Genomic DNA, 25,531 nt, shown 5'->3' with positions numbered 1-25,531 from the left:
GTTGTCGAACTTATTAACACGCCTAGAACGGCGACACATTGAGGAAGAAGCGCTGCAGCCATCCCATATGCTGCGCTTCATTGATATAGCCATCGCCAACGTACTCAATTCGGGCATCGGCCACTTGAGTGGATGGCACCGTATTTTGTGCCGTGACGGTACGAGGGTTTACCACACCCGAAAAGCGGATAAACTCAGTGCCCTGATTAATAGCAATCTGCTTTTCACCGCGCACGCGCAGATTGCCGTTATTCATCACTTCCAGTACCGAGACGGTAATCGTACCTGTAAACGTATTGTTTGCTTGGGAGCCACCACCTCCCGTAAAGTCATTAGCACCTTCTATATCAAAGCCATATTCCGCCAAGGTATCTAACACATCAGGTAACTGAGCAAGCTCTAAACTAGCACTACCCGCGCGATTGGCGTTGGACTGAGAGTTCTTACTAGCACTGACCTCTTCATCCAGCACAATCGTTAGAATATCCCCCACAGCACGCGGGCGACGATCTTCAAAAAGCGGCTGATACCCTCGGCGTGCCTGATAGATAGAGCCGTTAGGTACCGGCGGTGGCCGGTCAACAATGGTGATTTGCTCTTGCTCACCAACAACTGAAGCACGCGGTATCTGCGCGCACCCCGCCATGACCAAAACGACCAACGCTAAACCAGCGAGTAGGCCGCGGCGTAAAACAACGTGTAATTCCAACATGGCGCGACCCGTTAGGTAGCTCTTGTGAATAATGACATTAGAGCTGACTCAGCCGCGCTAGCATTTCGTCACTGGTGGATACAGCCTTGCTATTAATTTCATAAGCGCGCTGTGTTTGGATCATATTCACCATTTCTTCCACAACATTCACGTTTGAGGTCTCTACATAACCTTGAAAGAGTCGTCCGGCACCGTTATTACCAGGCGCATTTTGGTTAGGGGCTCCAGAAGCACCGGTTTCAAGATAGAGGTTACCGCCAATGCTTTCTAAGCCGGCCGGATTAATAAAGGACGCCACATTAATTTGGCCAATTTCAGCATCCTGGGCAATGCCGGGTTGGCGCACGCTTACGGTACCATCTTCACCAATAGTCACGGAGAGCGCATTGGCCGGAACAAAAATAGCAGGCTCCAGCGGGTAGCCATTCGCTGTTACCATCTGGCCATTCTCATTGAGCTGGAAACTACCGTCGCGGGTATAGCCAAGCGTCCCGTCTGGCAGCAACACCTGGAAAAACCCTTCGCCGTTAATCGCTAGATCACGAGAGTTACCTGTCTCCTCCAAGTTGCCTTGCGTATGCAAACGCTCGGTGGCAACGGCACGCACCCCCGTACCAATCTGCATACCTGACGGTAGGCGGTCTTGGATGTTGTTCTGGGCGCCTGGCTGACGCATATTTTGGTAGAGCAGGTCTTCAAATACCGGGCGCGAACGTTTAAAGCCGTTCGTGCTGACGTTCGCCAAGTTGTTTGAAATAACATCTAGTTTGGTTTGCTGAGACTCTAGCCCGGTCTTGGCAGTCCACAAAGACTTAATCATACGTATATTCCTTTGGCTGAGTGGCTGCGGTTAGCCCTGAATAGATAAAATACTGTTAGCTCGCTGAGCATTTTCGTCCGCTGTACTCAGCACTTTCATCTGCATATCGTAGCGGCGCGCCACGTCAATCATGGAAACCATGGCGTCCACGGCACTGACGTTACTACCCTCTAGAGCCCCACTTACCAGGCGAGCCTCCTCATCAGCCTGAAGTACGCCTGGTGCACCATCATCGCCAGGGGGCGCCCTGAACAAACCATCCTCACCACGCTCCAGGGCCTGCTCATCCGGTGTGACGAGTTTAATGCGGCCAACATCCACCATCGCTTCTGGGCCTTCGCCTTGAGGGATGGCACTAATCGTGCCATCTGCCCCTAATGAGATTTGCGCGCCCTGTGGAACAGCAATCGGCCCAGCATCACCCATCACGGGGCGGCCCACGCTTAGCAGCACGCCGTCGCTATCGAGCTGCAGGTCACCGCGACGGGTATAGGTCTCTGTGCCATCTTCTGCTAACACCGCCATCCAGGCGTTTCCCTGCATGGCCACATCCAGCATACGCCCAGTGCGCTCGATAGGGCCTTGTGAGAAATCCGTACCCGGCGTGGTTGTCACCGCCGATACCCTTGTTGGCAGGGCGCCCGCGCCTTCAATGGGTACCGAGCGCGCAGCCTGCAGCTGGGCACGAAAACCAGCGGTGGATACATTCGATAGGTTATTACTCACTACCGACTGCTGATCCATCGTGTGTTTAGCGCCGCTCATAGCGGTGTATAGCATACGATCCACGACGTTTACTCCTTACCCGTTGGCCCACTCATTAGATATTAATGATGGTTTGCAGGAGCTCGTCCTGGGTACTGATGGTCTGTGAGTTAGCTTGGTAGGCACGCTGGGCAACAATCATATCGACGAGTTCGCGTGCCATATCGACATTAGAAGTTTCAATCGCACTGGCCTGAATTAATCCACGCTGACCGGTACCTGGAGCACCTACCAGCTCAGGGCCAGAGGAGGCCGTCGCCGACCACAGGTTATCACCCGAGGGGTTCAAACCTTCAGGGTTACGGAAGCTCACCATCGCAATCTGGCCCGCCGCGCGTGACTGCTCGTTGGAGTAGTTCATCATCACGGTGCCGTCTTCTTCGATGGTGGTGCCAACTAGCACACCGGAGGTATAGCCGTTTTGGTTGATGTCGTTAACGGTAGACTGGTTAGCAAACTGGGTAGTGCCAGCAAAGTCGATTTTTACTGTCTGCTTAGCCAGAATCGTATCATTAAACTCATTATTTGTGCTTCCATTCTCTACACTGCTTACTGTCGCTACATTAGTAGCATCTGTACTAATTACTAAGTCAAAAGGCTCAAATGCATCTACAAGCTGCCCGTTAGTTGTAAATTTAAAATTTTCACCAGCTATATTAGCAAACCCGTAATTAGGTGCGCCGTCTGGACCACCCGAAATACGCGCATCCACACGCCAGTCATTGTCGCCCATTTTGGTAAAATACATCGTCATGTTACGTGCATTACCTTGAGAGTCGTAAATCGTAGCGTTAGTTGAATAAGAATATTGATTCGGGTTCAACCCACTTGCCACCGCCTCAGCTGTCTCAGCTGCATTAAAGCCCGTTGGGGGCTCATTATTGGGGTTATCGTATACAGCAAAAGGTGGATTATCATTTTCATCTGCCAAGCTCTCTTCGCCAGCATCTAGGTTAAGCGATACATCAAGCTCATTTGTAGCACTTGCCGCTAAGTCGCCAGCGGGTACAGTCAGCGGCTCAACATCCCCGCCTGCTTGAACTTCACCTTCTTCAGCAGGAAAGCCCATAATCTGAGCGCCCTGAGAGTTCACCAAGCGGCCATCCGCGGTCAGGTTTAGCTGGCCGTTGCGAGAGTAGCCAATATCGCCGTTGGGGAGCTGGAAGCGAAAGAAGCCTTCGCCGGCAATCGCTAAGTCCAAGTTGCGGCCTGACGACTCAATATTGCCCTGGGTAAAATCCTGTAGGGTCGCGGAGACCCGCGTACCTAGCCCAACCTGCTGGGCATAGACATCAGCAAACTGCACGTTAGAACCTTTAAAGCCCACTGTTTGGGAGTTAGCAATATTATTGCCGGTAACGGCGAGTTTAGATTGCTGTGCGTTTAGACCACTGAGTGCTTGTGAAAAACTCATGCTGTTCCCCTGAATTTAGTAATCTGATGCGTTGTACTTACACTTGGCGCAACACAATCAAAGAATTTGTTTCACTTGGTCGAGTGTCACCTGACCATAAATGGCGCCTAAATCCAGGCGCACCTCTTGACCTTTCTCTTGCGGCGTCACGCCCTGCACCAAGGCATAGTTCAGTGGCTGGGCACTTATCTCGTTGCCTTCTGCATCTTTAGCAGCATAGCTAAGGTGGTAGTCGCCAGCGGGTAGCGCTTCGCCATCGTTAGTTTCGCCATCCCATTGGAAGGATTCAACGCCCGCTTTCACTCCGCTCACTTCATTGCGGTACACCACCTCACCAGCACGGCTACGTATAATGATTTCGACGCTTTCAGCCGGTTTTTCAAGCTCAATACCAAACGGCGTGGCAAAGCTATTACCTTCATCATCAATATTGACTTTAATGTTGTTACCCGGCACCAGGACGGCATTACCAATTAAGCCGGATGCCTGAATCATCTTAGAGGCGTTCATCTGTTCGGTAATGCCGTTGAGCGTATCATTGAGTTGCTCAATTCCGCTTACCGTATTGATTTGTGCCAACTGAGAGGTCATTTCCGCATTTTCCATCGGATTCAGCGGATCTTGGTTCTTCAGCTGCGTAATCAGCAGCGTCATGAAGCTATCGCGCAGTTCGGCTGACTGGCGGGTTGATAGGCCAGTAGTGGAGTTATTGTTAATACTATTAAGTACACTATTATCAATATTCATGATCAGCCCTCACCGAGCGATAGAGTCTGAACCATCATCTGCTTGGTTGTGTTGAAAACCTCGACGTTGGCCTGATAGGAGCGCGATGCCGAAATCATATTGACCATTTCATGGACCGGCTCAACATTCGGCTTAGCAACGTAGCCATCTTCATCAGCCGCTGGGTGGTTCGGCATATACTCCATGCGCAGCGGTGAATCGTTTTCCACGACCTCAGTAACCCGGACGCCGCCAATACCGTAGCGGTTAGACTGTGCCTGGGTTTCAAACATCACCTGCTTTGCGCGGTAGGTTTCACCACCGGGCCCTGCCACGCTGTCGGCATTGGCCATGTTGCTTGCCGTTACATTCATACGCTGCGCTTGGGCGCTCATCGCAGAACCGGCAATATCAAACGCTGAAAACATCGACATCGCTTATTCTTCTCCTATCACTAGGTTATTCAGGTTGCATCGCATTTTTCAGGCCCTGAATACGACGGTTCATAATGGTGAGCGCCGCCTGGTAGCGCACCGCGTTATCGGCGAACTGTGTCCGCTCGCGATCCATATCGACGGTGTTACCATCCAGACTCGGCTGATCAGGAATACGGTAGAGCAGCTCGGTACTTCCAGCACCACGCCATGCAGGGCCTTCTCCTGCTAAGTGCTGTTCGGAGGTGCGCGCTAACGCCAAACCGCCATTTTGCTGCTGTTGAGACTGACCGCCTTCAACGGCTTTTTTAAGCTCGCTAGCAAAGTCAATGTCCCGCGCCTTATAGTTGGGCGTATCTGCATTGGCAATGTTAGCGGCTAGCACTTGGTGACGTGCTTGACGCAGGCCTAGCGCCTGCTGGTGAAAATTAAAGGCAGATTCAAGCTGATCAATCATGCCGACCCTCGCTCGCTGAGAGGCAGAAATAAATCGGGAATTATTGATGATGAATAATATGCTCCTCGCTTTCATCCTAAAGCAGGGAACAGCTACCGTTTACGCCAGCATTTCCCATGATGCGAGGTAAATTTTTGCATTAAACTGCACGCCTGATGTTTAACATCTGATTTTCCACACTGAGCGATTTTTTCATGCGCCACTTGCTGCATATTGCTGCACGCTGCTCAGCAGTTCTTAAGCCCTTGTTATTGCTTCTATGTTTCAGCTTTTCCCACTCCACCTGGGCACAAACGAACAACCAGCCACTCGTCGATACCGTTCAGCAATTCCTATATCAGGAAGCACAAGCCTTGGGGCAAGAGGCGGTCATTAATATCGCACCGCCATCCCCCCATTTGCCACCTTGTATACAGCCAACGCCTTTTCTGACTAACCCTAACCAAGCCCCTATTGGGCGTGTTTCTGTAGGAGTTAGGTGCGGCGCTGACGGGCGTCAAGTACGCTACCTGCAGGCAGAAGTAGATGTCATTGGTAGCTACGCTGTGGCGAGCCAAGATATTGATAGAGGTACGCTTATTACCGCCGCCATGCTTGAACAGCGAGAAGGCAACCTTAGCGATCTATCTAGCCAAGCGCTGACCAATGAGGATGACATAGTTGGCAAAGTGGCTCAGCGGCCTATCCGCCGCGGCAGCACCTTCCAGGCGCACTTTCTGCAAGCTCCTAGCCTTGTGGAACGGGGCCAACGCGTTACGGTCATCGCGGAAGGGGCTGGATTTCGCGTGTCGAGGGAGGGTGAGGCATTAGCAGATGGCGCTCAGGGCGAAACTATCCGCGTCCGTTTTGGCCCTCGTGAAATCATGAATGCCCGGGTGGTTGGCCGAGGAACATTAATGGTGGATTTTTAGCCAAACGCCTAAAGTGTTTAGCATCCAGGCCGATAGTGAGTAATACAGCGCAGGGCACCTTAACGTTGACGATGAGGCCAACAACGTGAAAATTGACAACCTTAATCCGCTGCTTCGCAATACCCAAGCGCAGCAGCGTGACGACGTACAGAAAGTAAGCGGAGCAAAATCACCTGAAGCGAGCAACACCACTCGTGAAGCTACTCAGCTAAGCCAATCTAGTATCGATAGCAGCCAGGATATCGATACAGCTAAGGTTCAAGAAATCCGTGACGCCATTCGCGAGGGACGGCTCGAAGTACGTGCTGACCGCATTGCGGATGGGCTAATTGCTAACCTGAAAGATCTGTAAATTCTTTTATGAGCCTTTCACGCCTACTCTCCAGCCAGCTGCAGCGCCTTGAAGATTTGGTTGCCTTGCTTTCTAGCGAGCAAGAGCAGTTGACCAAAGGAAATATCGATGGCGATGTGCTGACAGATATCGCGCATAAGAAGCAGGCACTTTTAGAAGAGCTAGAGCGCATGGAAGTATTACGCCGCAGCGTACAAAAAAAGCTCGGCTACCCAGAAGGTGCTCATGGTGCAAAGCAGGCAGCTATGGATGCCGATTGCCTAGCGACTTGGGAAAGCTTGCTAGAGAAGAGCGAGCGCGTATCACGAATGAACGCACTTACCGGACAAATGCTCTCGCTGCGTATGAAGCATAATCAGGAAATGCTGGACTATATTCGCCAAATTGCCGAAAAAACGCTCTACAAGCCCAATGGCCGCAACAGTGCTCAGCCTGGACGAATTAACGCCTCTGCCTAGCAAGCAAACATAGACAAATACTATACAACACGCTTCAATGGAAACGATATCGTTCACCATTGGAGTTTTCCATGTTGCCTCATCTTCCCGATCACTTTACCGCCGTTGTAACAGGGGCGAATGGCGGTATAGGCAGTGCCATACTGCAACGCCTGCTCTCAGCCACGCAAACAGGGCATGTTATTGCGGTTAGCCGCACCCCCATTGCCGATGAGCACCCTAAGCTCGACACAGTCATAACAGACATTACCACGGCCGATGGGCGCGAAGCGCTTTGTAAAAGGTTGAACGGCCGACCTGTCCACCTGTTCTTTAATTCGATAGGGGTACTGCATAATTCGCCGCAGAGCGTGCAGCCAGAAAAGCGCTTAGAACAATTGGATGAAACAGCTTTTGCTCAAGTGATGCATATCAATGCGGCAACACCAGCCCTGCTATTATCTGCTATCAAGCCATCCTTACAAGGCAAGCACCCTACCATTATTGCCAGCCTGTCAGCCCGCGTAGGCTCTATTACTGATAACGGCTATGGTGGCTGGTACAGCTACCGCGCCAGTAAAGCTGCGCATAACATGCTGATGAAAACGGCAGCTATTGAACTCACTAGGCTCAATAAGCAGTCGGTTGTCCTTTGCCTGCACCCCGGTACGACAGACACATCCCTTTCAAAACCGTTTCAAGCCCGTGTTCCTACCGAGAAGCTCTTCACCCCTGAGTTTGTTGCCGAGCGGCTCATTGACGTGATGGCCAAACGCACTACCGAAGATACCGGCAGTTTTTGGGACTGGGCAGGCAAACCTATTCCCTGGTAAACCCATAAAGCAAAAGCCCCGAGCACGCTATGCTCGGGGCTTTTGTTGGGTACCAACAAAAAACCCAGCCGTTTGGCTGGGTTTTTTGTGGAATAGGTGCCTGACGATGACCTACTCTCGCATGGGGAGACCCCACACTACCATCGGCGCTAAGCGGTTTCACTGCTGAGTTCGGCATGGGATCAGGTGGTTCACGCGTGCTATGGTCGTCAGGCGTAACGGGTAATGCATATCATGCTGTGTTAAGTGACGTCTCTTTGGCAAGCCTTCGCTGGCTTGTGCGTATCCGGTGTTCTGAGTGGCTGTCCACTCGTCGTTATCATCGCGCCCAGACCCCTTGGGTGTTATAGGGTCAAGCCTCACGGGCCATTAGTACACGTTAGCTCAACGCCTTGCAGCGCTTCCACACCGTGCCTATCAACCAGCTGGTCTCGCTGGGCCCTTTAGGAGGCTCAAGGCCTCGGGGATGTCTCATCTTGAAGGGGGCTTCCCGCTTAGATGCCTTCAGCGGTTATCCCGTCCGACCATAGCTACCCGGCAATGCCACTGGCGTGACAACCGGAACACCAGAGGGTCGTCCACTCCGGTCCTCTCGTACTAGGAGCAGCTCTTCTCAAACATCCAACGCCCACGGCAGATAGGGACCGAACTGTCTCACGACGTTCTAAACCCAGCTCGCGTACCACTTTAAATGGCGAACAGCCATACCCTTGGGACCGACTTCAGCCCCAGGATGTGATGAGCCGACATCGAGGTGCCAAACACCGCCGTCGATGTGAACTCTTGGGCGGTATCAGCCTGTTATCCCCGGAGTACCTTTTATCCGTTGAGCGATGGCCCTTCCATACAGAACCACCGGATCACTAGAACCTGCTTTCGCACCTGCTCGACGTGTCTGTCTCGCAGTCAAGCACCCTTATGCTCTTGCACTCATTGCACGATGTCCGACCGTGCTGAGGGTACCTTCGTGCTCCTCCGTTACGCTTTGGGAGGAGACCGCCCCAGTCAAACTACCCACCACACACTGTCCTCGATCCGGATCACGGACCTGAGTGAGAACGCCAATGATGCCAGGCTGGTATTTCAAGGTTGGCTCCACCCGAACTGGCGTCCGGGTTTCCAAGCCTCCCAGCTATCCTACACAGGCAACATCAGCGTCCAGTGTGAAGCTATAGTAAAGGTTCACGGGGTCTTTCCGTCTAGCCGCGGGTACACCGCATCTTCACGGCGATTTCAATTTCACTGAGTCTCGGGTGGAGACAGCGTGGCCATCATTACGCCATTCGTGCAGGTCGGAACTTACCCGACAAGGAATTTCGCTACCTTAGGACCGTTATAGTTACGGCCGCCGTTTACCGGGGCTTCGATCAAGAGCTTCGGCCGAGGCCTAACACCATCACTTAACCTTCCGGCACCGGGCAGGCGTCACACCCTATACGTCCGCTTGCGCGTTAGCAGAGTGCTGTGTTTTTACTAAACAGTTGCAGCCACCTGGTATCTTCGACCGGTTCGGGCTGAGGAAGCAAGTTCCCTTACCCTACGCCGGCGTGCCTTCTCCCGAAGTTACGGCACCATTTTGCCTAGTTCCTTCACCCGAGTTCTCTCAAGCGCCTTGGGATTCTCACCCTGACCACCTGTGTCGGTTTGGGGTACGGTCGCACATGATCTGAAGCTTAGAGGCTTTTCCTGGAAGCGTGGCATCAATGACTTCGACACCGGGGTGTCTTCGTCTCGTCTCTCGGCCTTGGCGTCCCGGATTTACCTAAGACACCAGCCTACTGACTTTCACCAGGACAACCAACGCCTGGCTCACCTAGCCTTCTCCGTCCCCCCATCGCAATCATGTCCGGTACGGGAATATTGACCCGTTTCCCATCGACTACGCCTTTCGGCCTCGCCTTAGGGGCCGACTCACTCTGCTCCGATTAGCGTCGAACAGAAACCCTTGGTCTTCCGGCGAGGGAGTTTTTCACTCCCTTTATCGTTACTCATGTCAGCATTCGCACTCGTGATACCTCCAGCATGCTTCTCAACACACCTTCATTGGCTTACACGACGCTCCTCTACCGCTCATCCAGAGGATGAACCCGTAGCTTCGGTACCTGGTTTAGCCCCGTTACATCTTCCGCGCAGGCCGACTCGACTAGTGAGCTATTACGCTTTCTTTAAAGGATGGCTGCTTCTAAGCCAACCTCCTAGCTGTCTGAGCCTTCCCACATCGTTTCCCACTTAACCAGGATTTGGGGACCTTAGCTGACGGTCTGGGTTGTTTCCCTTTTCACGACGGACGTTAGCACCCGCCGTGTGTCTCCCACGCTGGCACTCACCGGTATTCGGAGTTTGCCTCGGGTTGGTAAGTCGGGATGACCCCCTAGCCGAAACAGTGCTCTACCCCCGGTGGTGATACGTGAGGCGCTACCTAAATAGCTTTCGAGGAGAACCAGCTATCTCCGAGCTTGATTAGCCTTTCACTCCGATCCACAAGTCATCCAAATCTTTTTCAACAGATCCTGGTTCGGGCCTCCAGTTGATGTTACTCAACCTTCACCCTGCTCATGGATAGATCGCTCGGTTTCGGGTCTATATCCAGCGACTGTGTCGCCCAGTTAAGACTCGGTTTCCCTACGGCTCCCCTATACGGTTAACCTCGCCACTGAATATAAGTCGCTGACCCATTATACAAAAGGTACGCAGTCACGGAACAAAGTCCGCTCCTACTGCTTGTACGCACACGGTTTCAGGATCTATTTCACTCCCCTCTCCGGGGTTCTTTTCGCCTTTCCCTCACGGTACTGGTTCACTATCGGTCAGCCAGGAGTATTTAGCCTTGGAGGATGGTCCCCCCGTCTTCAGTCAAGGTTTCTCGTGCCCCGACCTACTCGATTTCACGTGATCAGATTTTCGGCTACGGGGCTATCACCCGCTATGGCCGTGCTTCCCAGCACGTTCGCCTAATCCGTCACACGCTTAAGGGCTGGTCCCCGTTCGCTCGCCGCTACTAGGGGAATCTCGGTTGATTTCTTTTCCTCAGGGTACTTAGATGTTTCAGTTCCCCTGGTTCGCCTCCTACGCCTATATATTCAGCGTAGGATACTCAGCTGGTGCTGAGTGGGTTTCCCCATTCAGAGATGTCCGGGTCACAGGTTGTTTGCCACCTCACCGAACCTTATCGCAGGCTACCACGTCTTTCATCGCCTCTGGCTGCCTAGGCATCCACCGTGTGCGCTTCATTGCTTGACCCTATAACCCGAAGGGGTCTGGATTTCGCAATGATAACGATTGCCGGATACGCTTGAGACGTATCACTTAACAATTTACGTAAGAACGTTCGAAAACGTTCTTGTCAGCATGATATACATTGTTAAAGAGCGACTGCTATAAGCAGTGATAAACGAATCGTATTGTCACCATCAAAAGAAAAAGAAAGGGCTTTAAAAAGTCTTTTCTCTTTTTTTAATATGAAGAAAACGCTTATCACTGCGTACCAACAGCATTCTGATCAGGTAATTCATTGTGAGCGCTTACCGCGAGGATGAGTCATCGATTAAGGAGGTGATCCAGCCGCAGGTTCCCCTACGGCTACCTTGTTACGACTTCACCCCAGTCATGAACCACACCGTGGTGATCGCCCTCTTGCGTTAGGCTAACCACTTCTGGTGCAGTCCACTCCCATGGTGTGACGGGCGGTGTGTACAAGGCCCGGGAACGTATTCACCGTAGCATTCTGATCTACGATTACTAGCGATTCCGACTTCACGGAGTCGAGTTGCAGACTCCGATCCGGACTGAGATCGGCTTTTCGGGATTGGCTGACTCTCGCGAGCTCGCAACCCTTTGTACCGACCATTGTAGCACGTGTGTAGCCCTACTCGTAAGGGCCATGATGACTTGACGTCGTCCCCACCTTCCTCCGGTTTGTCACCGGCAGTCTCCTTAGAGTTCCCGCCATTACGCGCTGGCAAATAAGGACAAGGGTTGCGCTCGTTACGGGACTTAACCCAACATTTCACAACACGAGCTGACGACAGCCATGCAGCACCTGTCTCTGCGTTCCCGAAGGCACTAAGGTATCTCTACCGAATTCGCAGGATGTCAAGAGTAGGTAAGGTTCTTCGCGTTGCATCGAATTAAACCACATGCTCCACCGCTTGTGCGGGCCCCCGTCAATTCATTTGAGTTTTAACCTTGCGGCCGTACTCCCCAGGCGGTCGACTTATCGCGTTAACTTCGCCACAAAGTGCGCTAGGCACCCAACGGCTGGTCGACATCGTTTACGGCGTGGACTACCAGGGTATCTAATCCTGTTTGCTACCCACGCTTTCGCACCTCAGTGTCAGTGTCAGTCCAGAAGGCCGCCTTCGCCACTGGTATTCCTCCCGATCTCTACGCATTTCACCGCTACACCGGGAATTCTACCTTCCTCTCCTGCACTCTAGCTTGACAGTTCCGGATGCCGTTCCCAGGTTGAGCCCGGGGCTTTCACAACCGGCTTATCAAGCCACCTACGCGCGCTTTACGCCCAGTAATTCCGATTAACGCTCGCACCCTCCGTATTACCGCGGCTGCTGGCACGGAGTTAGCCGGTGCTTCTTCTGCGAGTGATGTCTTTCCTAGCGGGTATTAACCGCTAGGCGTTCTTCCTCGCTGAAAGTGCTTTACAACCCGAGGGCCTTCTTCACACACGCGGCATGGCTGGATCAGGCTTGCGCCCATTGTCCAATATTCCCCACTGCTGCCTCCCGTAGGAGTTCGGGCCGTGTCTCAGTCCCGATGTGGCTGATCATCCTCTCAGACCAGCTACGGATCGTCGCCTTGGTGAGCCGTTACCTCACCAACTAGCTAATCCGACATAGGCTCATCCGATAGCGGGAGCCAAAGCCCCCTTTCTCCCGTAGGACGTATGCGGTATTAGCCTGGGTTTCCCCAGGTTATCCCCCACTATCGGGCAGATTCCTATGCATTACTCACCCGTCCGCCGCTCGTCAGCATCCAGCAAGCTGGATCTGTTACCGCTCGACTTGCATGTGTTAGGCCTGCCGCCAGCGTTCAATCTGAGCCATGATCAAACTCTTCAGTTTAAGATCTATGCGGTTCTTGCCTGTCGCCGTAGCAACAGAAGCGAACCAAACTTGGCTCAAGGGTCAAACGAATTCATTCATTAGGCCGAAGCCTGTTTGACGAGTCGCTTGCCTTGATGTTTTGGTGATTTATCACCCTCATCGGCAAGCGCCCACATGAATTACCTGATCAAATTGTTAAAGAGCTGTGTCGCTGCGCGGGCTCGATGACCTGAACCGTGTCGCCTCAGCGAGGAAGGCGTATTCTACGCATTCCGTGGTGTTTGTCAACCGCTGTTTTTAGCGAGGGAAGTAAGCGATTTCATCTCTAACAAGACGGCGCTAACCTCCTGACAAACCAGAGGTTTTTCACCTCTTGCACCGCTGGTAACGCTTGGCGTCCCCGGCAGCGGATGCGTACTTTACGGATTCGCGGCCGGGTTGGCAAGAGGGTTTTGTAAAAAAACTCCAACTTTGTTCCGGAAAGCTACAACACTATATTTCCAAACCCCGCTATCAAGCAGGATTATTCATAGCGGCGATGGCACCGGATACCAATGACTCCGAGCTAAGATCAGCAATCGTACGCGCACCAGTCAGCGTCATCGCTACCTTCATCTCTTTCTCAAACAGCTCTAGCAGGTGAGTAACACCCGCCTCTCCTGCCGTTGCCAGTGCATAGATGAATGCGCGACCAATTAAAGCAGTATCAGCTCCCATGGCAATCATTCGCACCACATCCAACCCACTGCGTACACCGGAGTCCGCCAAAATCGCTAGGTCGCCTTTAACAGCGTCGGCAATCGCGGGCAGCGCCCGAGCGGTGGAAGGCACACCGTCCAGCTGACGGCCACCGTGATTAGAAACCACAATACCATCGGCACCAAAACGAACGGCGTCTCGGGCATCTTCAGGATCTAAGATGCCCTTGATAATCATCGGGCCATCCCAAAACTCACGAATCCATTCAAGGTCTTTCCAAGAAATAGCAGGGTCGAAGTTATTGCCCAGCCAAGCAATATAGTCTTCCAGCTCCGTTGGCTTGCCGCGATAGTCGGACACATTACCCAGGTCATGGGGGCGCCCGTGAATGCCGACATCCCATGCCCATAACGGGTGCATAGCCGCCTGGAGCACGCGCCTCGTCGGCCCATACTTACCGCTCATACCGGAGTGGGCGTCGCGGTAGCGGGCACCGGGTACCGGCATATCGACAGTGAAAACCAGCGTTTTCACACCTGCTGCTTTAGCTCGCTCTAGCACATGCTTCATAAAGCCCCGGTCTTTCAGCACATAGAGCTGAAACCAGATGGGGCGGTCTACTGCCGATGCCACTTCCGCAATTGGGCACACCGATACGGTAGAAAGAGTAAACGGTACGCCTTTCTTAGTTGCCGCACGTGCTGCCTGCACCTCACCGCGCCTTGCATACATACCTGCCAAACCTACCGGAGCCAACGCCAAAGGCATCGCTAGCTTCTCTCCAAACAGCTCGGTTTCCAGGGAGAGCGACGACATATCCTTCAACACGCGCTGCCGCAGCGCCACATCGCGCAGATCATCGACATTACGCCGCAGCGTATGCTCTGCATACGACCCGCCATCGGCATAGTGAAAGAGAAAGGGAGGAAGGCGACGCTTGGCAGCTTGCCGATAGTCCGTGGATGCTGAAATGATCATGACGGGCCCTATGCAGTGGTGGCGTTATTGTAAGTAGCCATTAAAGAACAGGCGCTAGCCGGTGAACGACAATTTCAGGGTCATCTATGCCGCCAACACGCATGCACTTCTGGCCAAACAGATATTGGTAATACCAATTTACAAGATATGCTCAACAACGTTAATAAGATGCTATGGGCGTGTCAAACTAAGATGGCGACCAAACACGCCCGACTGCCTATACTTTAGTTTAAATGCCTTAATAACTCGGGAAAAAGACACTCTCCTCTTTCACCCTCCACTTGAGCAGGCCAAAGAATCAACCTATTATTGGTCTTACCAATTAAAGGAGCATTCATCAATGACCTACCCCCCGCTCCGCCAGCAGCGTCTCGCCGACGTGATTACTGAACGTCTAGAAGCTATGATTCTGGAAGGCAGTTTAAAACCTGGCCAGCGCTTGCCACCGGAAAGAGAGCTTGCCGAACGCTTTGGCGTTTCGCGCCCATCGCTACGAGAGGCGATTCAAAAGCTAGCGGCTCGTGGCCTGCTTATCAGCCGCCAGGGCGGTGGCACTTTTGTCAATGAAACGCTAAATAGCGGCTATACCGACCCTCTCTTAGAGATGCTATCCCGCCACAATGAATTCCACCTGGATTTACTGGAATTTCGTGACGCCATGGAGGGTATTTCTGCCTACTATGCCGCCCTGCGCTCTACGCCTGCCGATAAAGCCGTGCTTATCCAGCGCTTTGAAGAGCTCGATGGAGGCTTTGTCGGCGCAAACCCTGCCCAAGAAGCAAAACTGGATGCGGCCTTTCACCTAGCAATTGCCGAAGCCGCCCATAATGTCCTGCTTCTGCATACCATTCGCGGCATCTTTCATCTTTTGGAGCAGAGTATCGTCGACAACCTGGCACACCTATTTGCCAAGCCCGACTCCCGCACTCAGCTGATGAGACAACACCGTGCTTTGTTGGATGCCATTTTAGAGGGACGCGCCGAAGACGCTCGTGCTCGCGCCCATGAGCACCTAGTTTATGTGGAAGAGGGATTGCTGGAGATGGCCAGAGCCGAAACCCGCGCCCAGCGCGCCCTGCGACGTGCCCAGGGCACCAGCAGCCCCGCATGAGCAGTAGTATCCATAATGCCAGTCGGCGTTGGCGGCTGTTATGGCTGATCGCCATTCCCATCGGCCTGTTGCTATGCATGTGGCAGGCCGCCCAGCTAGCTCGTGAACAGGCACTCTCGAACCTGCAAGATGATGCCGAGAACGAGCTGCGTCTTTCAGCGGCCAACTTAAACGGTTACCTGCTGCGCTATGACTACCTGCCGCAAATGCTCGCCACACGAGAAGGCGTGCAACGCTTTTTAGATTCTCCCGATAGCCAAGACCCCATGCCGCTCAATATGCTGCTGGATCGCTTCCGGTTTACCTCCGGCGTTTCAGATGTCTATTTGCTGGATCGTGACGCCAACACCATCGCGGCCAGCAACTGGCATCGCCCTAATACCTTTATCGGCCAGAATTACGCTTTTCGCAGCTACTACACAGATGCCATCGCCGGTGGTCAAGGGCGCTTTTTTGGTTTGGGAATCAAATCCCTGGAGCGCGGTTACTACTTCTCCTCACCGGTATGGCTAGATGACACCTCCCCCGATGCTAAGCCCGATGGCGTTATCGTCGTCAAGGTGCTGCTGGATGACGTAGAAGAGAGCTGGGCGGAACAAGATGCCGAGCTATTTGTGACCGATAGCGACAACATTATTTTTATGGCCAGCCACCCAGAGCTGCGGATGAGCGCCCTCCATCCGCTTAGCGAGGAGCAACGAGAGGCATTACGGGCCACTCGTCGCTATGCCATGGAGCCTTTGGCCCCCTCAGGGATACAGCTTGAGACTCAATACGGGCCGGGTAGCCACTTGGTCAGCTTCGCTCATGGGCCGCTCAGCGGCGGGCGTTATTTAAGCCTCACCCGCCCAATCCCTGAATTCGGCTGGCAAATGCATATCCTCAAGCCGCTGACACCGGTGATGAATGCCCAATGGATAGCCGCGCTGATGGCGGGCGGCCTGTATAGCGTGGTGGTGTTAGCCGGTGGCATTGGCTGGCAACGCCTGCGGTTGCGCCGTGAGCGAGAAGCCTTTGCCGAACGCGAACGCCAAACCCTGGCGAGAGTACGTGACGAACTTGAAGAGAGCGTCGAACGACGCACCCGCGACCTAGTCGCCAGCAACCAGCGCCTCTCGGATGAAATCGAAGAGCGCCGTCGGGCAGAGGCCAACTTACGCCAAACCCAGGATGAGCTTATTCAAGCCGCGAAGCTCGCTGTGCTCGGACAGCTGGCCGCAGGGATTAATCACGAGCTTAACCAACCCCTAGCAGCGATTCGTGCCTATGCCGAAAACGCACGGCGTTTTATTGAGCTCTCACGGATCGAGCGAGCCGATGCCAACTTGGCACAAATCGTCGAGCTGACCCAACGAATGGCGGATATCAGTGCCCAACTGCGCCAATTCTCCCGTAAAAGCAGTGAGCGCCAAGAGACCATTTCCGTACAGGCCTGCATGGAGTACGCGCTGCGTCTGTTCCATAGCCGCTTGCGTGATGATGGCGTTAACGTGGTTCAGCAGTGGCCCGAAGAGACGCTCTGGGTGAAAGGCGATTTAGTACGCCTTGAGCAAGTATTGGTCAACCTCATCGGTAATGCCGTGCAGGCAATGAAAGAGACTGACACCCCTACCCTAACGCTTAGCGCCCAAGTAGCTCACCATCAAGTGCGTATCAGCGTTGCGGATAACGGCCCTGGCATCGCTGCCGAGCATCTCGGGCGTATTTTTGAGCCTTTTTTCACCACCAAAGCGCCTGGAAGTGGGTTAGGACTAGGACTCTCCATTTCCTCGCGTATTATGGAAGACCTAGGGGGCAAGCTACAGGCTACGAACCAAGCGGAAGGCGGTGCCTGCTTTACCATTACCCTGCCACGCTCATCGGCACCCGAGCCATCTGGCTCCCGCATCGAACAGGAGAACCCATACCATGCATGAGCCGTCGACGCTGCCGGTCATGGTGATCGACGACGAACCGCATCTGCGCATCACCGCCAGCCAAACGCTAGAACTTGCAGGCTACACGCCCCACTGTTTTGAATCAGCCGAGCAAGCGCTAGCCGCTCTGCCGCCTGATTTTCCTGGTGTGATTGTGAGTGATATCCGCATGCCCGGCATGGATGGCATGTCTCTGCTTCATGAGCTGCGTAGCCGCGACGCTACCCTGCCGATTATCTTAATTACCGGCCACGGCGATATTTCCACAGCGGTAGAGGCCATGCGAGCAGGTGCCTGGGACTTTCTGGAAAAGCCCTTCGCTGGCGACCAGCTGCTGGACGTGGTGAGGCGGGGCATTGAAAAGCGCCAGCTCAGCCTAGAGAACCTGCGCTTGAAAGCAGAGCTGGAGGTTCAGCAAGCCGCACTCGGCCCACGCCTGGTAGGGCGCACTCCGGTGATTTCACGGCTCGCCGCGATGATTCAACGCATCAGCCAAGTCGAAGCCGACGTGCTGCTGTTTGGCGAAACGGGCACCGGCAAAGACCTGGTGGCTCGCGCAATCCACGAGCGCAGCGCTCGGCGCAATAGCCCCTTTATGGCCATCAACTGCGGCGCGGTGCCGGAAAATACCATTGAGTCCGAACTGTTTGGTCATGAGAAAGGCGCATTTACCGGTGCCGTAGAGCGGCGCATTGGCAAATTTGAACATGCCAACGGCGGGACGGTCTTTTTGGATGAGATCGAATCAATGCCGCTGGCCCTGCAGGTAAAGCTGCTGCGTGTCCTTCAAGAGCGCAGTATCGAGCGTTTGGGTGCCAACGAAGCGGTGCCGCTCGATATCCGCGTGATCGCCGCGACCAAGGTAGATCTCAAAGCAGCCGCGGAAGAGGGACACTTTCGCGAGGATCTTTACTACCGGCTCAATGTGGTCACGCTCCCGCTACCCGCCCTGCGGGAGCGGCGGGAAGATATTCCGCTACTCTTTCAGCACTTCGCCGTGGTGGCCGCCAACCGCAGCGGACTGGAAGCGCCCACCCTCGATAGCCACGCCGTAGCGGCTCTGCTGGCCCACGACTGGCCCGGCAACGTCCGCGAGTTGCGTAACCTCGCTGAGCGCTACGTGCTGCTAGGGGCGGCGTTTGACTACCGCCTGGACGTGCTGCTGGAAGGCGTCGCAGCGGATACCCAAGAGCCTACCCTGCCGCGACAGGTAGAGCTATTTGAGAAGAGCCTGATTAGCCAGTCCCTAGCCCGCCACCACGGCCGTGTCACTGATGTCTGCCGCCACCTGGGCATCCCCCGCAAAACCTTTTACGACAAGCTGAAAAAACATGGCCTCAGCGCCGACGACTACCGCCATAGCAGCGACCCCTGATGGAAAAGCTCTAGCAGCACGCTCCAGGGCGGCACCCAGGGGGCCAGCACCAGCAGGGCGATCAGCATCAACAGGTTAGAGAGTGGGCGACGGCTATCGCCCAGTTTCAGCGCCGTACCAAAGGAGCGCTTCAGCCGCGCGCCTTCTAAATCAACGCTAAACAGCTCATCCAACCCCAGGTGGATAATAAAGCCCAGCAACACCGCCGCCCCGTGGGACCACGCCAGCCAAGCAGGCTGCGCCAGCAGGTGATAGCTAAGTGCGGCGGTAGCCAGCGAGCATAGCCCTGCCGCCATCAGCGAGTGCCAGATGCCTCGATGAACGGTCAGGCGTGAAAACAGTACCGCCGCTAAGTAGCGCACCGAAAAGTAGATGCCGCCACAAGCCACCAGCAGCAGGCCAGGGGTTAGCCAGGGCTGTAGCAAGAGTACGCCCAGCACCAGGGAAGGCACTGATAAAAGATTAAAAATCAGTCGGATAGAGCGGGAACGGTCAGCATCAATGTCGGGCAAAATGCCGCCAAAGGCCACCAGGGCAATCACCAGCAGCGCTTGTGGGGCGGGCCACCACTGAGCCTGCCAGCCAGCGTAGGCCATTAGCGTGCCGCCCGCTGCTGCCACTGTGATATGCGTGCGAAAATTAGCCATGTTACGGCACCCTGGAAAACTGGATAAATTACCAGATTCTCAGCGGACACAACATGGCTGTGTCAGAAAAAAGAGTGGATAGGCAACCGCTTAGCGTGCGCCAGCGGCTTCTTCAAGGAACCGGTCTTTTAACTTAACGTAATTACCCGCCGTGTAGGGGAAGAAAGCGCGCTCTTTCTCTTTGAGCGGGCGCAGCGCCTTCGCTGGATTACCGGCATAGACATAACCACTCTCCAACCGCTTACCCGGCGTCACCACCGCCCCAGCGGCAATAATCACCTCATCCTCGACAACTGCGCCATCCATCACAATCGCGCCCATTCCCACCAGGATACGGCTGCCTAGCGTGCAGCCATGCAGGATAGCTTTATGGCCAATGGTGACATCATCACCAATGGTGAGCGGAAAGCCATCAGGGTTGAAGTCGCTGGCATGGGTAATGTGCAGCACGCTGCCATCCTGAACGCTGGTACGCGCCCCGATGGTAATACGGTGCATATCGCCGCGGATAACGGTCATCGGCCACACCGAACAGTCATCACCTAGCGTGACATCACCAATCACCACGCTGGCAGGGTCGATATAGACCCGCTCGCCCAGTTGAGGCGACATCCTCTGAAACGTTCGTAAGGCACTGCTCATAGCACTCTCCTTTCAAGCATATAGCGTCGAATCACTCACGATGACAGGACTATAGCAACCCACCAAGCAGAACAATAAACGTCAGCGGAATCGACACCCAGCGCACGAGGTTGCGCCATGCTATATAGCCGCCTTCACCCACGCCTAACGCTTTCACAACCAGCGCCTGCGGCATGACCCAAGCGGCAAACGTCGCAATTAACAGGCCGCCCAAGGGTAGGAAGATATCCGGCGGTATGCTGCTGACCAATTCAAACACGTTGCGGCCAAACAGCGGCCTGAACTCTGCCAAGGTAGAGAACGAGAACGCTGACAGTAGGCCCAATAACCATACACTAATGGCCACCACTGCCGTGGAGATACTACGCCGCCAGCCCATGCCCTGCAGCGTGGCAACCATCGGCTCGGCCAAGTTGATCGCCGAGGTCCACGTCGCCAGCAACAGCAGTAGGAAAAATACGCTGAGCCAGAGCGACCCCCACGGCAGCCCGGAAAACGCAATGGGCAGCGTAACAAACATCAACCCTGGGCCATCGGCGGGGTCCATGCCTTGGGCAAATACCACCGAGAAAATTGCGATACCCGCCAGCAGCGCCACACTAATGTCCAGCACCGCCACCGCCAGGGCCGCTTTCGGCAGGCTCTGCTCATCGGGCATATAAGCACCGTAGGCCATCAAGGCACAGGCGCCCACCGCCAGGGTAAAGAACGCATGGCCCATGGCGTGCAGCACAACCGCTGGCGTCACGTCCTCAAACGAGGGCAGGAAAAGCCACGACAGCGCGGTGCCGAAGCCCGTAGTGGTAGTCGCATAAATGGCCAGCAGCAACAACAAGCCATAGAGCAGCGGCATCAGCAGGTTATTGAGCCGCTCAAGCCCCTTAGCCACTCCGGCCGCCACCACCGTCATGGTCATGAATAGAAACAGCGAGTGGTTAAAGACCAACAGCCCTGGGTTAGCCAAAAACGCGTCGAAACCAGCGCCGATCTCGGCCGCGCTGGCACCGTCAAAGTTTCCGTTCACTGAGGCAACCAAAAACTCAATCGACCAGCCGGAGACCACCGAGTAAAACGATAAAATACAGAATACGGTGAACGCGCCGAACAGCCCCAGCCAGCGCCAATGCCGCGAGGCGCCCGCCTCCGCCGCCAGCGCTCCCAGTGCCTGCATCGGCCCGCGCCGTCCGGCACGCCCAATCAGTATTTCTGCCATCATCACGGGAATACCCAGCAGCAGCACAAAGGCTACGTAAATCAGCAGAAAGGCCGCTCCGCCATTCTCTCCCGCTACATAGGGAAAGCGCCAAATGTTGCCTAGCCCAACTGCAGCACCTGTTACCGCCAAGATAAAGGCCCGTTTCGACCCCCAGCGCTCTAGCGTTTCACTCATTATTTGCTCCTGCCATGGGTGGCACTCATTGGTAACACTCGCTTAATACTGACACCGAAAAGCGGCAAGACTAGCAGGCGCTTGCCCCCAGGCCAAACGCTAGCGGTGGGTCAAGCATTGAAACGGCGCCCCACTGCCCGCACTGTGTCATGATCAGCGCATGTTACGTGCGCCCTTCACGTTATTGCTACCGAGGTGCCTATGTCCCGCAACCCGTTGCTAGAGAGCCATGAGCTTCCCCCCTTCGCCGACATTCGTGCCGACCATGTACTGCCAGCGGTGGAAACGCTGCTTGACGAGAGCCGCGAAGCCATTGACTGCCTTGCCCAGCAGGCCGCCACAACGCCCCCAACGTGGGAAAATTTTGCCGCCCCGCTGGAAGCAGTGAATGATCGCCTGTCCCAGGCTTGGTCGCCGGTATCCCACCTAAACGGCACCATGAACACCCCTGAACTGCGCGACGCTTACCAAGCCTGTCTGGAAAAACTCTCGGCGTTTGGCACCTGGGTTGGCCAGCACGAAGGGCTGTTTAAGGGCTGGCAGGCGCTCAAAGAGAGCGACGCTTGGGCAGCACTGAGCACCGCTCAACAGCGCACGGTGGATAACGCCCTACGCGATTTCCGCCTAGCCGGGGTAGACTTGCCAGCGGATAAAAAGGCCCGTTATGGCGAGATCCAGTCCCGCCTCTCGACCCTTTCCAACCAGTTCTCTAACAACGTGCTAGACGCCACCCAAGCGTGGCATAAGGATATTCAGGATCGGGAAGAGCTGGCAGGCGTCCCCGAGAGTGCCCTAGAGACGCTCAAGGCTCTTGCGGAAGCCAAAGGGGTCGAGGGCTACCGTATTACGTTGGATTTCCCCAGTTTCTTCCCGATCGTCAGCTACGCCGACAACCGCGAACTGCGCCAGGAAGTGTATACCGCCTTTGTGACCCGCGCCTCCGACCAAGGGCCTGATGCAGGAAAGTTCGATAACGCACCGATTCTCGAAGAGATTCTCGCGCTACGCCAGGAGTTGGCACACCTGCTTGGTTTCGACACCTATGCCGACTACTCGCTGGCCACCAAAATGGCGGACTCCCCGACCCAGGTGCTGGACTTCCTGGAAGACCTTGCCCGCCGCGCCAAGCCGCAAGCGGAGGAGGAGTTTGCCGAGCTGAACGCCTATGCCCACGACGAGCTGGGCATCGACGCCCTCCAGCCCTGGGATGTTGCCTACGCTAGCGAGAAGCTGCGCGAAGCGCGTTACGATATTTCTCAAGAGCAGTTACGCCCCTACTTCCCCGCCCCGCGGGTAGTCGATGGTTTATTCCAGGTCGTCGAGCGTCTTTACAACGTTCAGGTAGAAGAGGACAAAAGCGCAACGAGCTACCACAGCGATGTGCGTTTCTTCCGTATTACCGAGCAGGGCAAGCCGATCGCTGGTTTCTATCTGGACCTCTACGCCCGCGAAGGTAAACGTGGCGGCGCGTGGATGGCTGACTGCCGAGTACGCCGCAAAACCGAGCACGGCGTGCAACTGCCCGTGGCATTTTTGACCTGCAACTTCACCGCACCAGTGGGCGGCAAGCCTGCGCTACTCACCCACGACGAAGTGACGACGCTGTTCCACGAGTTTGGCCATGGCCTGCACCATATGCTGACCAAGCAAGAAGTAGCCGATGTGTCAGGCATCAACGGCGTTGCCTGGGATGCCGTCGAGTTGCCCAGCCAGTTTATGGAGAACTACTGCTGGGAGCGGGAAGGACTCGACCTACTGGCGAAGCATGTGGAAACCGGCGAACCGCTGCCGGAAGCGCTCTTTGAGCGCCTGCAGGCGGCAAAGAACTTCCAATCGGCAATGGGTATGGTGCGCCAAATCGAGTTTTCACTGTTTGATTTGCGCCTACACCACGAGCTGGAAGCGCCTTCGGCCAGCGATGTGCAGGCGCTGCTGGACGATGTGCGCAGCCAAACCTCGGTGGTGCCTGTGGTTGATTTCAACCGCTTCCAGAACAGCTTCAGCCATATTTTTGCCGGTGGTTACGCTGCAGGCTACTACAGCTACAAATGGGCAGAAGTGCTCTCCGCCGATGCCTGGAGCGCCTTTGAAGAAGCCGGGATTTTTGACCCAGACACTGGCCAACGCTTCCGTGAAGAGATCCTGGAGCAGGGTGGTGCCCGCGATGCCGCCGAGCTGTTCCGTGCCTTCCGGGGGCGCGAACCCAGCGTAGAGCCGCTGCTGCGCCATAGTGGAATCCGCGCCGCCTAGGCTAGTCGTTTTTATCCGGTGCGGCAGCGCCGCCGCACCCTAGGAGTGTATTGATGTCGAGTGTTAAACGTTTTATTGCGGGCGTCACCTGCCCCCGGTGTGCCGCTATGGATCGTATTCGTGCCTGGGAGCAGAACGGTATCCGCTACCGTGAATGCGTAAGCTGCGACTTTTTTGAACAGTTACCCATTGAGGATGAATCAATTCCCGAGCTCTCTACCCGCGTGAACCAAGTGCGTGAAGAACAGAAAGTTCAGGATATACAGCCCGTCCGCATTCTTGACCCTGGCAAACGGAAGTAGCGCCTTTCCTCACCCCATCAGCAGCCGTTGATTGATGGTAATACAACGGCTGCGTCACAAGCCCTTTGAAAATGTGCGGAAATCCGCACACTCTTCCCTCTGAATCGTGCGAAAAGCCGGACACTTCGCACTTTTTAATATTCAACCAAAGTTTAAGATTAAATTTTTAAAAAATTGATTTTTAAATAAAAAACAAAAAATGGCACGAGTATCGCTGTGTATAAGCTGCTTAATGATGAAGCACTGGTCGTGTTCTGACACGCCGGACGATAACCCCAATAACAGCTTAGGAAATATCGCCATGCGCAATACGATGCCAAAAACCATCGCTCTGCTCGCAGGTAGCGCACTACTTGCTGCGGGCACTGCTGCCCATGCGGACCGCTCCGAGTGGCCCACTAACTTCACCGTTGGTACGGCAAGCCAAGGCGGCACCTACTTCGTTTATGGCTCTGGTTGGGCTAACTTCATTGCTGACGAGCTAGATGTTTCTGGCGGCGGCGAAGTTACCGGCGGCCCGACTCAAAACCTAGCACTGGTACACAGTGGCGACATGGCATTTGGCCTAACCACCATGGGCCCGGCTTCTGATGCGATTCAAGGCAAAAGCCCGCTGGCCCCCGGCCTGGTGATGGACAACGTCTGCGCGTTGTTCCCGATGTATGAAACTCCGTTCTCCATTGCCGCCCTTTCTAGCTCCGGTATTGAGTCCATTTCCGACATTCCTGACGGTGCCCGTATCGGCTTTGGCCCGGCCGCTTCCACTTCTGACACCTACTTCCCGGCTATGCTGGAAACCCTGGGTGTGAACTTTGAGCGTCGTAACGGCGGCTGGTCTGACCTGGGTGGTCAGCTTCAGGACGGCCTGCTGGACGTAATTGCCTTCGCTGCGGGTATCCCGATTCCGGCGGTTAGCCAGCTGGAAGTACAAACCGATGTGAACATCATCGAGTTTACCGAAGAAGAGATGGCTACCGTGCTGGAAAACTATCCGGTAGCTGAGTTCACCATCCCGGCGAGCACTTACACCACGCTGGAAGAAGATGCCCGCGCTGTTTCCATGTGGAACTTCGCTATTGCTGGCTGTGACCTACCGGAAGACTTCATTTACGAAGTCACCAAAGCCACTATGGAAAACAACGACCGTATGCGTGAAGTTCACCGCAGTGCTGAAACCAGCATTCCGGAAAACATCGTGCATAACAACGTTCTGCCTTTCCATCCGGGCGCAGCACGCTGGTATGAAGAAAACGGTTATGACATCTCTGATGACATGATTAAGTAAGTTATATGCCCTACC

At 54.7% G+C, this 25,531-nt stretch carries 21 protein-coding genes and 3 rRNA genes; 10 read left to right on the top strand and 14 right to left on the bottom strand.

Features of this window, described 5'->3' with window-relative positions; translation table 11 throughout:
- Positions 1-22: 22 nt before the first annotated feature.
- Genes LG300_RS00410 through flgB form a run of 7 tightly spaced genes read right to left on the bottom strand, consistent with a single transcriptional unit; the run spans position 23 to position 5,328 of the window.
- Complete coding sequence (locus LG300_RS00410) at positions 23-712, bottom strand: flagellar basal body L-ring protein FlgH (protein WP_404376468.1); 690 nt, start codon at positions 710-712, stop codon at positions 23-25.
- Positions 713-749: 37 nt separating this feature from the next.
- Entirely contained in the window at positions 750-1,532 is a 783-nt protein-coding gene (gene flgG, locus LG300_RS00405; RefSeq protein ID WP_404376466.1) for a flagellar basal-body rod protein FlgG, read from the bottom strand.
- A gap of 30 nt (positions 1,533-1,562) precedes the next feature.
- Positions 1,563-2,321 carry a flagellar basal-body rod protein FlgF gene (gene flgF / locus LG300_RS00400; RefSeq protein WP_404376465.1) on the bottom strand — a complete coding sequence of 253 codons (759 nt, stop codon included), beginning with the start codon at positions 2,319-2,321 and terminating at the stop codon, positions 1,563-1,565.
- A 31-nt stretch (positions 2,322-2,352) separates the two neighbouring features.
- Complete coding sequence (gene flgE, locus LG300_RS00395; RefSeq protein ID WP_404376464.1) at positions 2,353-3,711, bottom strand: flagellar hook protein FlgE; 1,359 nt, start codon at positions 3,709-3,711, stop codon at positions 2,353-2,355.
- A 57-nt stretch (positions 3,712-3,768) separates the two neighbouring features.
- The gene (locus LG300_RS00390; protein ID WP_404376463.1) at positions 3,769-4,458 is read right to left on the bottom strand and encodes a flagellar hook assembly protein FlgD; all 690 of its coding nucleotides are present in this window, start codon (positions 4,456-4,458) and stop codon (positions 3,769-3,771) included.
- Positions 4,459-4,460: 2 nt separating this feature from the next.
- Positions 4,461-4,871 (bottom strand): flagellar basal body rod protein FlgC, encoded by a 411-nt coding sequence (flgC, locus tag LG300_RS00385; RefSeq protein WP_404376462.1) that lies wholly within the window; start codon positions 4,869-4,871, stop codon positions 4,461-4,463.
- A 25-nt stretch (positions 4,872-4,896) separates the two neighbouring features.
- Positions 4,897-5,328, bottom strand: a complete 432-nt coding sequence (gene flgB / locus LG300_RS00380; protein ID WP_404376461.1) for a flagellar basal body rod protein FlgB — start codon at positions 5,326-5,328, stop codon at positions 4,897-4,899.
- Positions 5,329-5,522: 194 nt separating this feature from the next.
- Between flgB and flgA the strand changes: the two genes are divergently transcribed.
- From flgA to LG300_RS00360, 4 genes are all read left to right on the top strand, one after another.
- Positions 5,523-6,239: a flagellar basal body P-ring formation chaperone FlgA gene (gene flgA, locus LG300_RS00375; protein WP_404376460.1), complete on the top strand. Its 717-nt coding sequence runs from the start codon at positions 5,523-5,525 to the stop codon at positions 6,237-6,239.
- A gap of 85 nt (positions 6,240-6,324) precedes the next feature.
- Entirely contained in the window at positions 6,325-6,591 is a 267-nt protein-coding gene (gene flgM, locus LG300_RS00370; RefSeq protein WP_404376459.1) for a flagellar biosynthesis anti-sigma factor FlgM, read from the top strand.
- A gap of 8 nt (positions 6,592-6,599) precedes the next feature.
- Positions 6,600-7,049 carry a flagella synthesis protein FlgN gene (locus LG300_RS00365; RefSeq protein ID WP_404376458.1) on the top strand — a complete coding sequence of 150 codons (450 nt, stop codon included), beginning with the start codon at positions 6,600-6,602 and terminating at the stop codon, positions 7,047-7,049.
- Positions 7,050-7,120: 71 nt separating this feature from the next.
- The gene (locus LG300_RS00360) at positions 7,121-7,861 is read left to right on the top strand and encodes an SDR family NAD(P)-dependent oxidoreductase (RefSeq protein ID WP_404376457.1); all 741 of its coding nucleotides are present in this window, start codon (positions 7,121-7,123) and stop codon (positions 7,859-7,861) included.
- Positions 7,862-7,959: 98 nt separating this feature from the next.
- On the opposite strand, the gene rrf is transcribed toward LG300_RS00360, so the two are convergent.
- The 4 genes from rrf to lldD all read right to left on the bottom strand — a co-directional run bounded on the left by rrf (position 7,960) and on the right by lldD (position 14,598).
- A 5S ribosomal RNA gene (gene rrf, locus LG300_RS00355) occupies positions 7,960-8,075 on the bottom strand.
- A gap of 134 nt (positions 8,076-8,209) precedes the next feature.
- Positions 8,210-11,101 (bottom strand): 23S ribosomal RNA (locus LG300_RS00350).
- A gap of 305 nt (positions 11,102-11,406) precedes the next feature.
- Positions 11,407-12,939: ribosomal RNA gene (locus tag LG300_RS00345) — 16S ribosomal RNA — on the bottom strand.
- The 16S, 23S and 5S rRNA genes sit together here, the layout of an rRNA operon.
- Positions 12,940-13,434: 495 nt before the next feature.
- On the bottom strand, positions 13,435-14,598 hold the full coding sequence (lldD, locus tag LG300_RS00340; RefSeq protein WP_404376456.1) for an FMN-dependent L-lactate dehydrogenase LldD: 1,164 nt from the start codon (positions 14,596-14,598) through the stop codon (positions 13,435-13,437).
- A gap of 340 nt (positions 14,599-14,938) precedes the next feature.
- Here lldD and LG300_RS00335 point away from each other — a divergent pair, with 340 nt between their 5' ends.
- From LG300_RS00335 to LG300_RS00325, 3 genes are read left to right on the top strand one after another with little or no spacing between them, the layout of a single operon-like run.
- Positions 14,939-15,709 carry a GntR family transcriptional regulator gene (locus LG300_RS00335; protein ID WP_404376455.1) on the top strand — a complete coding sequence of 257 codons (771 nt, stop codon included), beginning with the start codon at positions 14,939-14,941 and terminating at the stop codon, positions 15,707-15,709.
- Entirely contained in the window at positions 15,706-17,625 is a 1,920-nt protein-coding gene (locus LG300_RS00330) for an ATP-binding protein (RefSeq protein ID WP_404376454.1), read from the top strand. Before LG300_RS00335 ends, LG300_RS00330 begins: the two co-directional genes overlap by 4 nt.
- Complete coding sequence (locus LG300_RS00325; RefSeq protein WP_404376453.1) at positions 17,618-19,000, top strand: sigma-54-dependent transcriptional regulator; 1,383 nt, start codon at positions 17,618-17,620, stop codon at positions 18,998-19,000. Before LG300_RS00330 ends, LG300_RS00325 begins: the two co-directional genes overlap by 8 nt.
- Here LG300_RS00325 and LG300_RS00320 read toward each other — a convergent pair.
- The 3 genes from LG300_RS00320 to LG300_RS00310 form a co-directional block, all read right to left on the bottom strand.
- On the bottom strand, positions 18,976-19,647 hold the full coding sequence (locus LG300_RS00320; RefSeq protein ID WP_404376452.1) for a metal-dependent hydrolase: 672 nt from the start codon (positions 19,645-19,647) through the stop codon (positions 18,976-18,978). The two genes, LG300_RS00325 and LG300_RS00320, sit on opposite strands and share 25 nt — an antisense overlap.
- A gap of 90 nt (positions 19,648-19,737) precedes the next feature.
- Positions 19,738-20,289 (bottom strand): gamma carbonic anhydrase family protein, encoded by a 552-nt coding sequence (locus LG300_RS00315; RefSeq protein ID WP_404376451.1) that lies wholly within the window; start codon positions 20,287-20,289, stop codon positions 19,738-19,740.
- A 49-nt stretch (positions 20,290-20,338) separates the two neighbouring features.
- Positions 20,339-21,679: a sodium-dependent transporter gene (locus LG300_RS00310; RefSeq protein WP_404376450.1), complete on the bottom strand. Its 1,341-nt coding sequence runs from the start codon at positions 21,677-21,679 to the stop codon at positions 20,339-20,341.
- Between the two features lie 201 nt (positions 21,680-21,880).
- Between LG300_RS00310 and prlC the strand changes: the two genes are divergently transcribed.
- The 3 genes from prlC to LG300_RS00295 all read left to right on the top strand — a co-directional run bounded on the left by prlC (position 21,881) and on the right by LG300_RS00295 (position 25,516).
- Positions 21,881-23,929: an oligopeptidase A gene (gene prlC, locus LG300_RS00305; RefSeq protein ID WP_404376449.1), complete on the top strand. Its 2,049-nt coding sequence runs from the start codon at positions 21,881-21,883 to the stop codon at positions 23,927-23,929.
- Positions 23,930-23,982: 53 nt separating this feature from the next.
- Positions 23,983-24,231: a YheV family putative zinc ribbon protein gene (locus LG300_RS00300; RefSeq protein ID WP_404376448.1), complete on the top strand. Its 249-nt coding sequence runs from the start codon at positions 23,983-23,985 to the stop codon at positions 24,229-24,231.
- A 301-nt stretch (positions 24,232-24,532) separates the two neighbouring features.
- The gene (locus LG300_RS00295) at positions 24,533-25,516 is read left to right on the top strand and encodes a TAXI family TRAP transporter solute-binding subunit (RefSeq protein WP_404376447.1); all 984 of its coding nucleotides are present in this window, start codon (positions 24,533-24,535) and stop codon (positions 25,514-25,516) included.
- The last annotated feature ends 15 nt before the right edge of the window (positions 25,517-25,531 follow it).

It is taken from the genome of Vreelandella aquamarina (assembly GCF_044805175.1).
In the GTDB taxonomy this organism is placed as follows: Bacteria; Pseudomonadota; Gammaproteobacteria; order Pseudomonadales; family Halomonadaceae; genus Vreelandella; species Vreelandella aquamarina_B.
The sequence above is the reverse complement of the archived record's forward strand: the minus strand, read 5'-3'. Positions and strand labels throughout refer to the sequence as shown.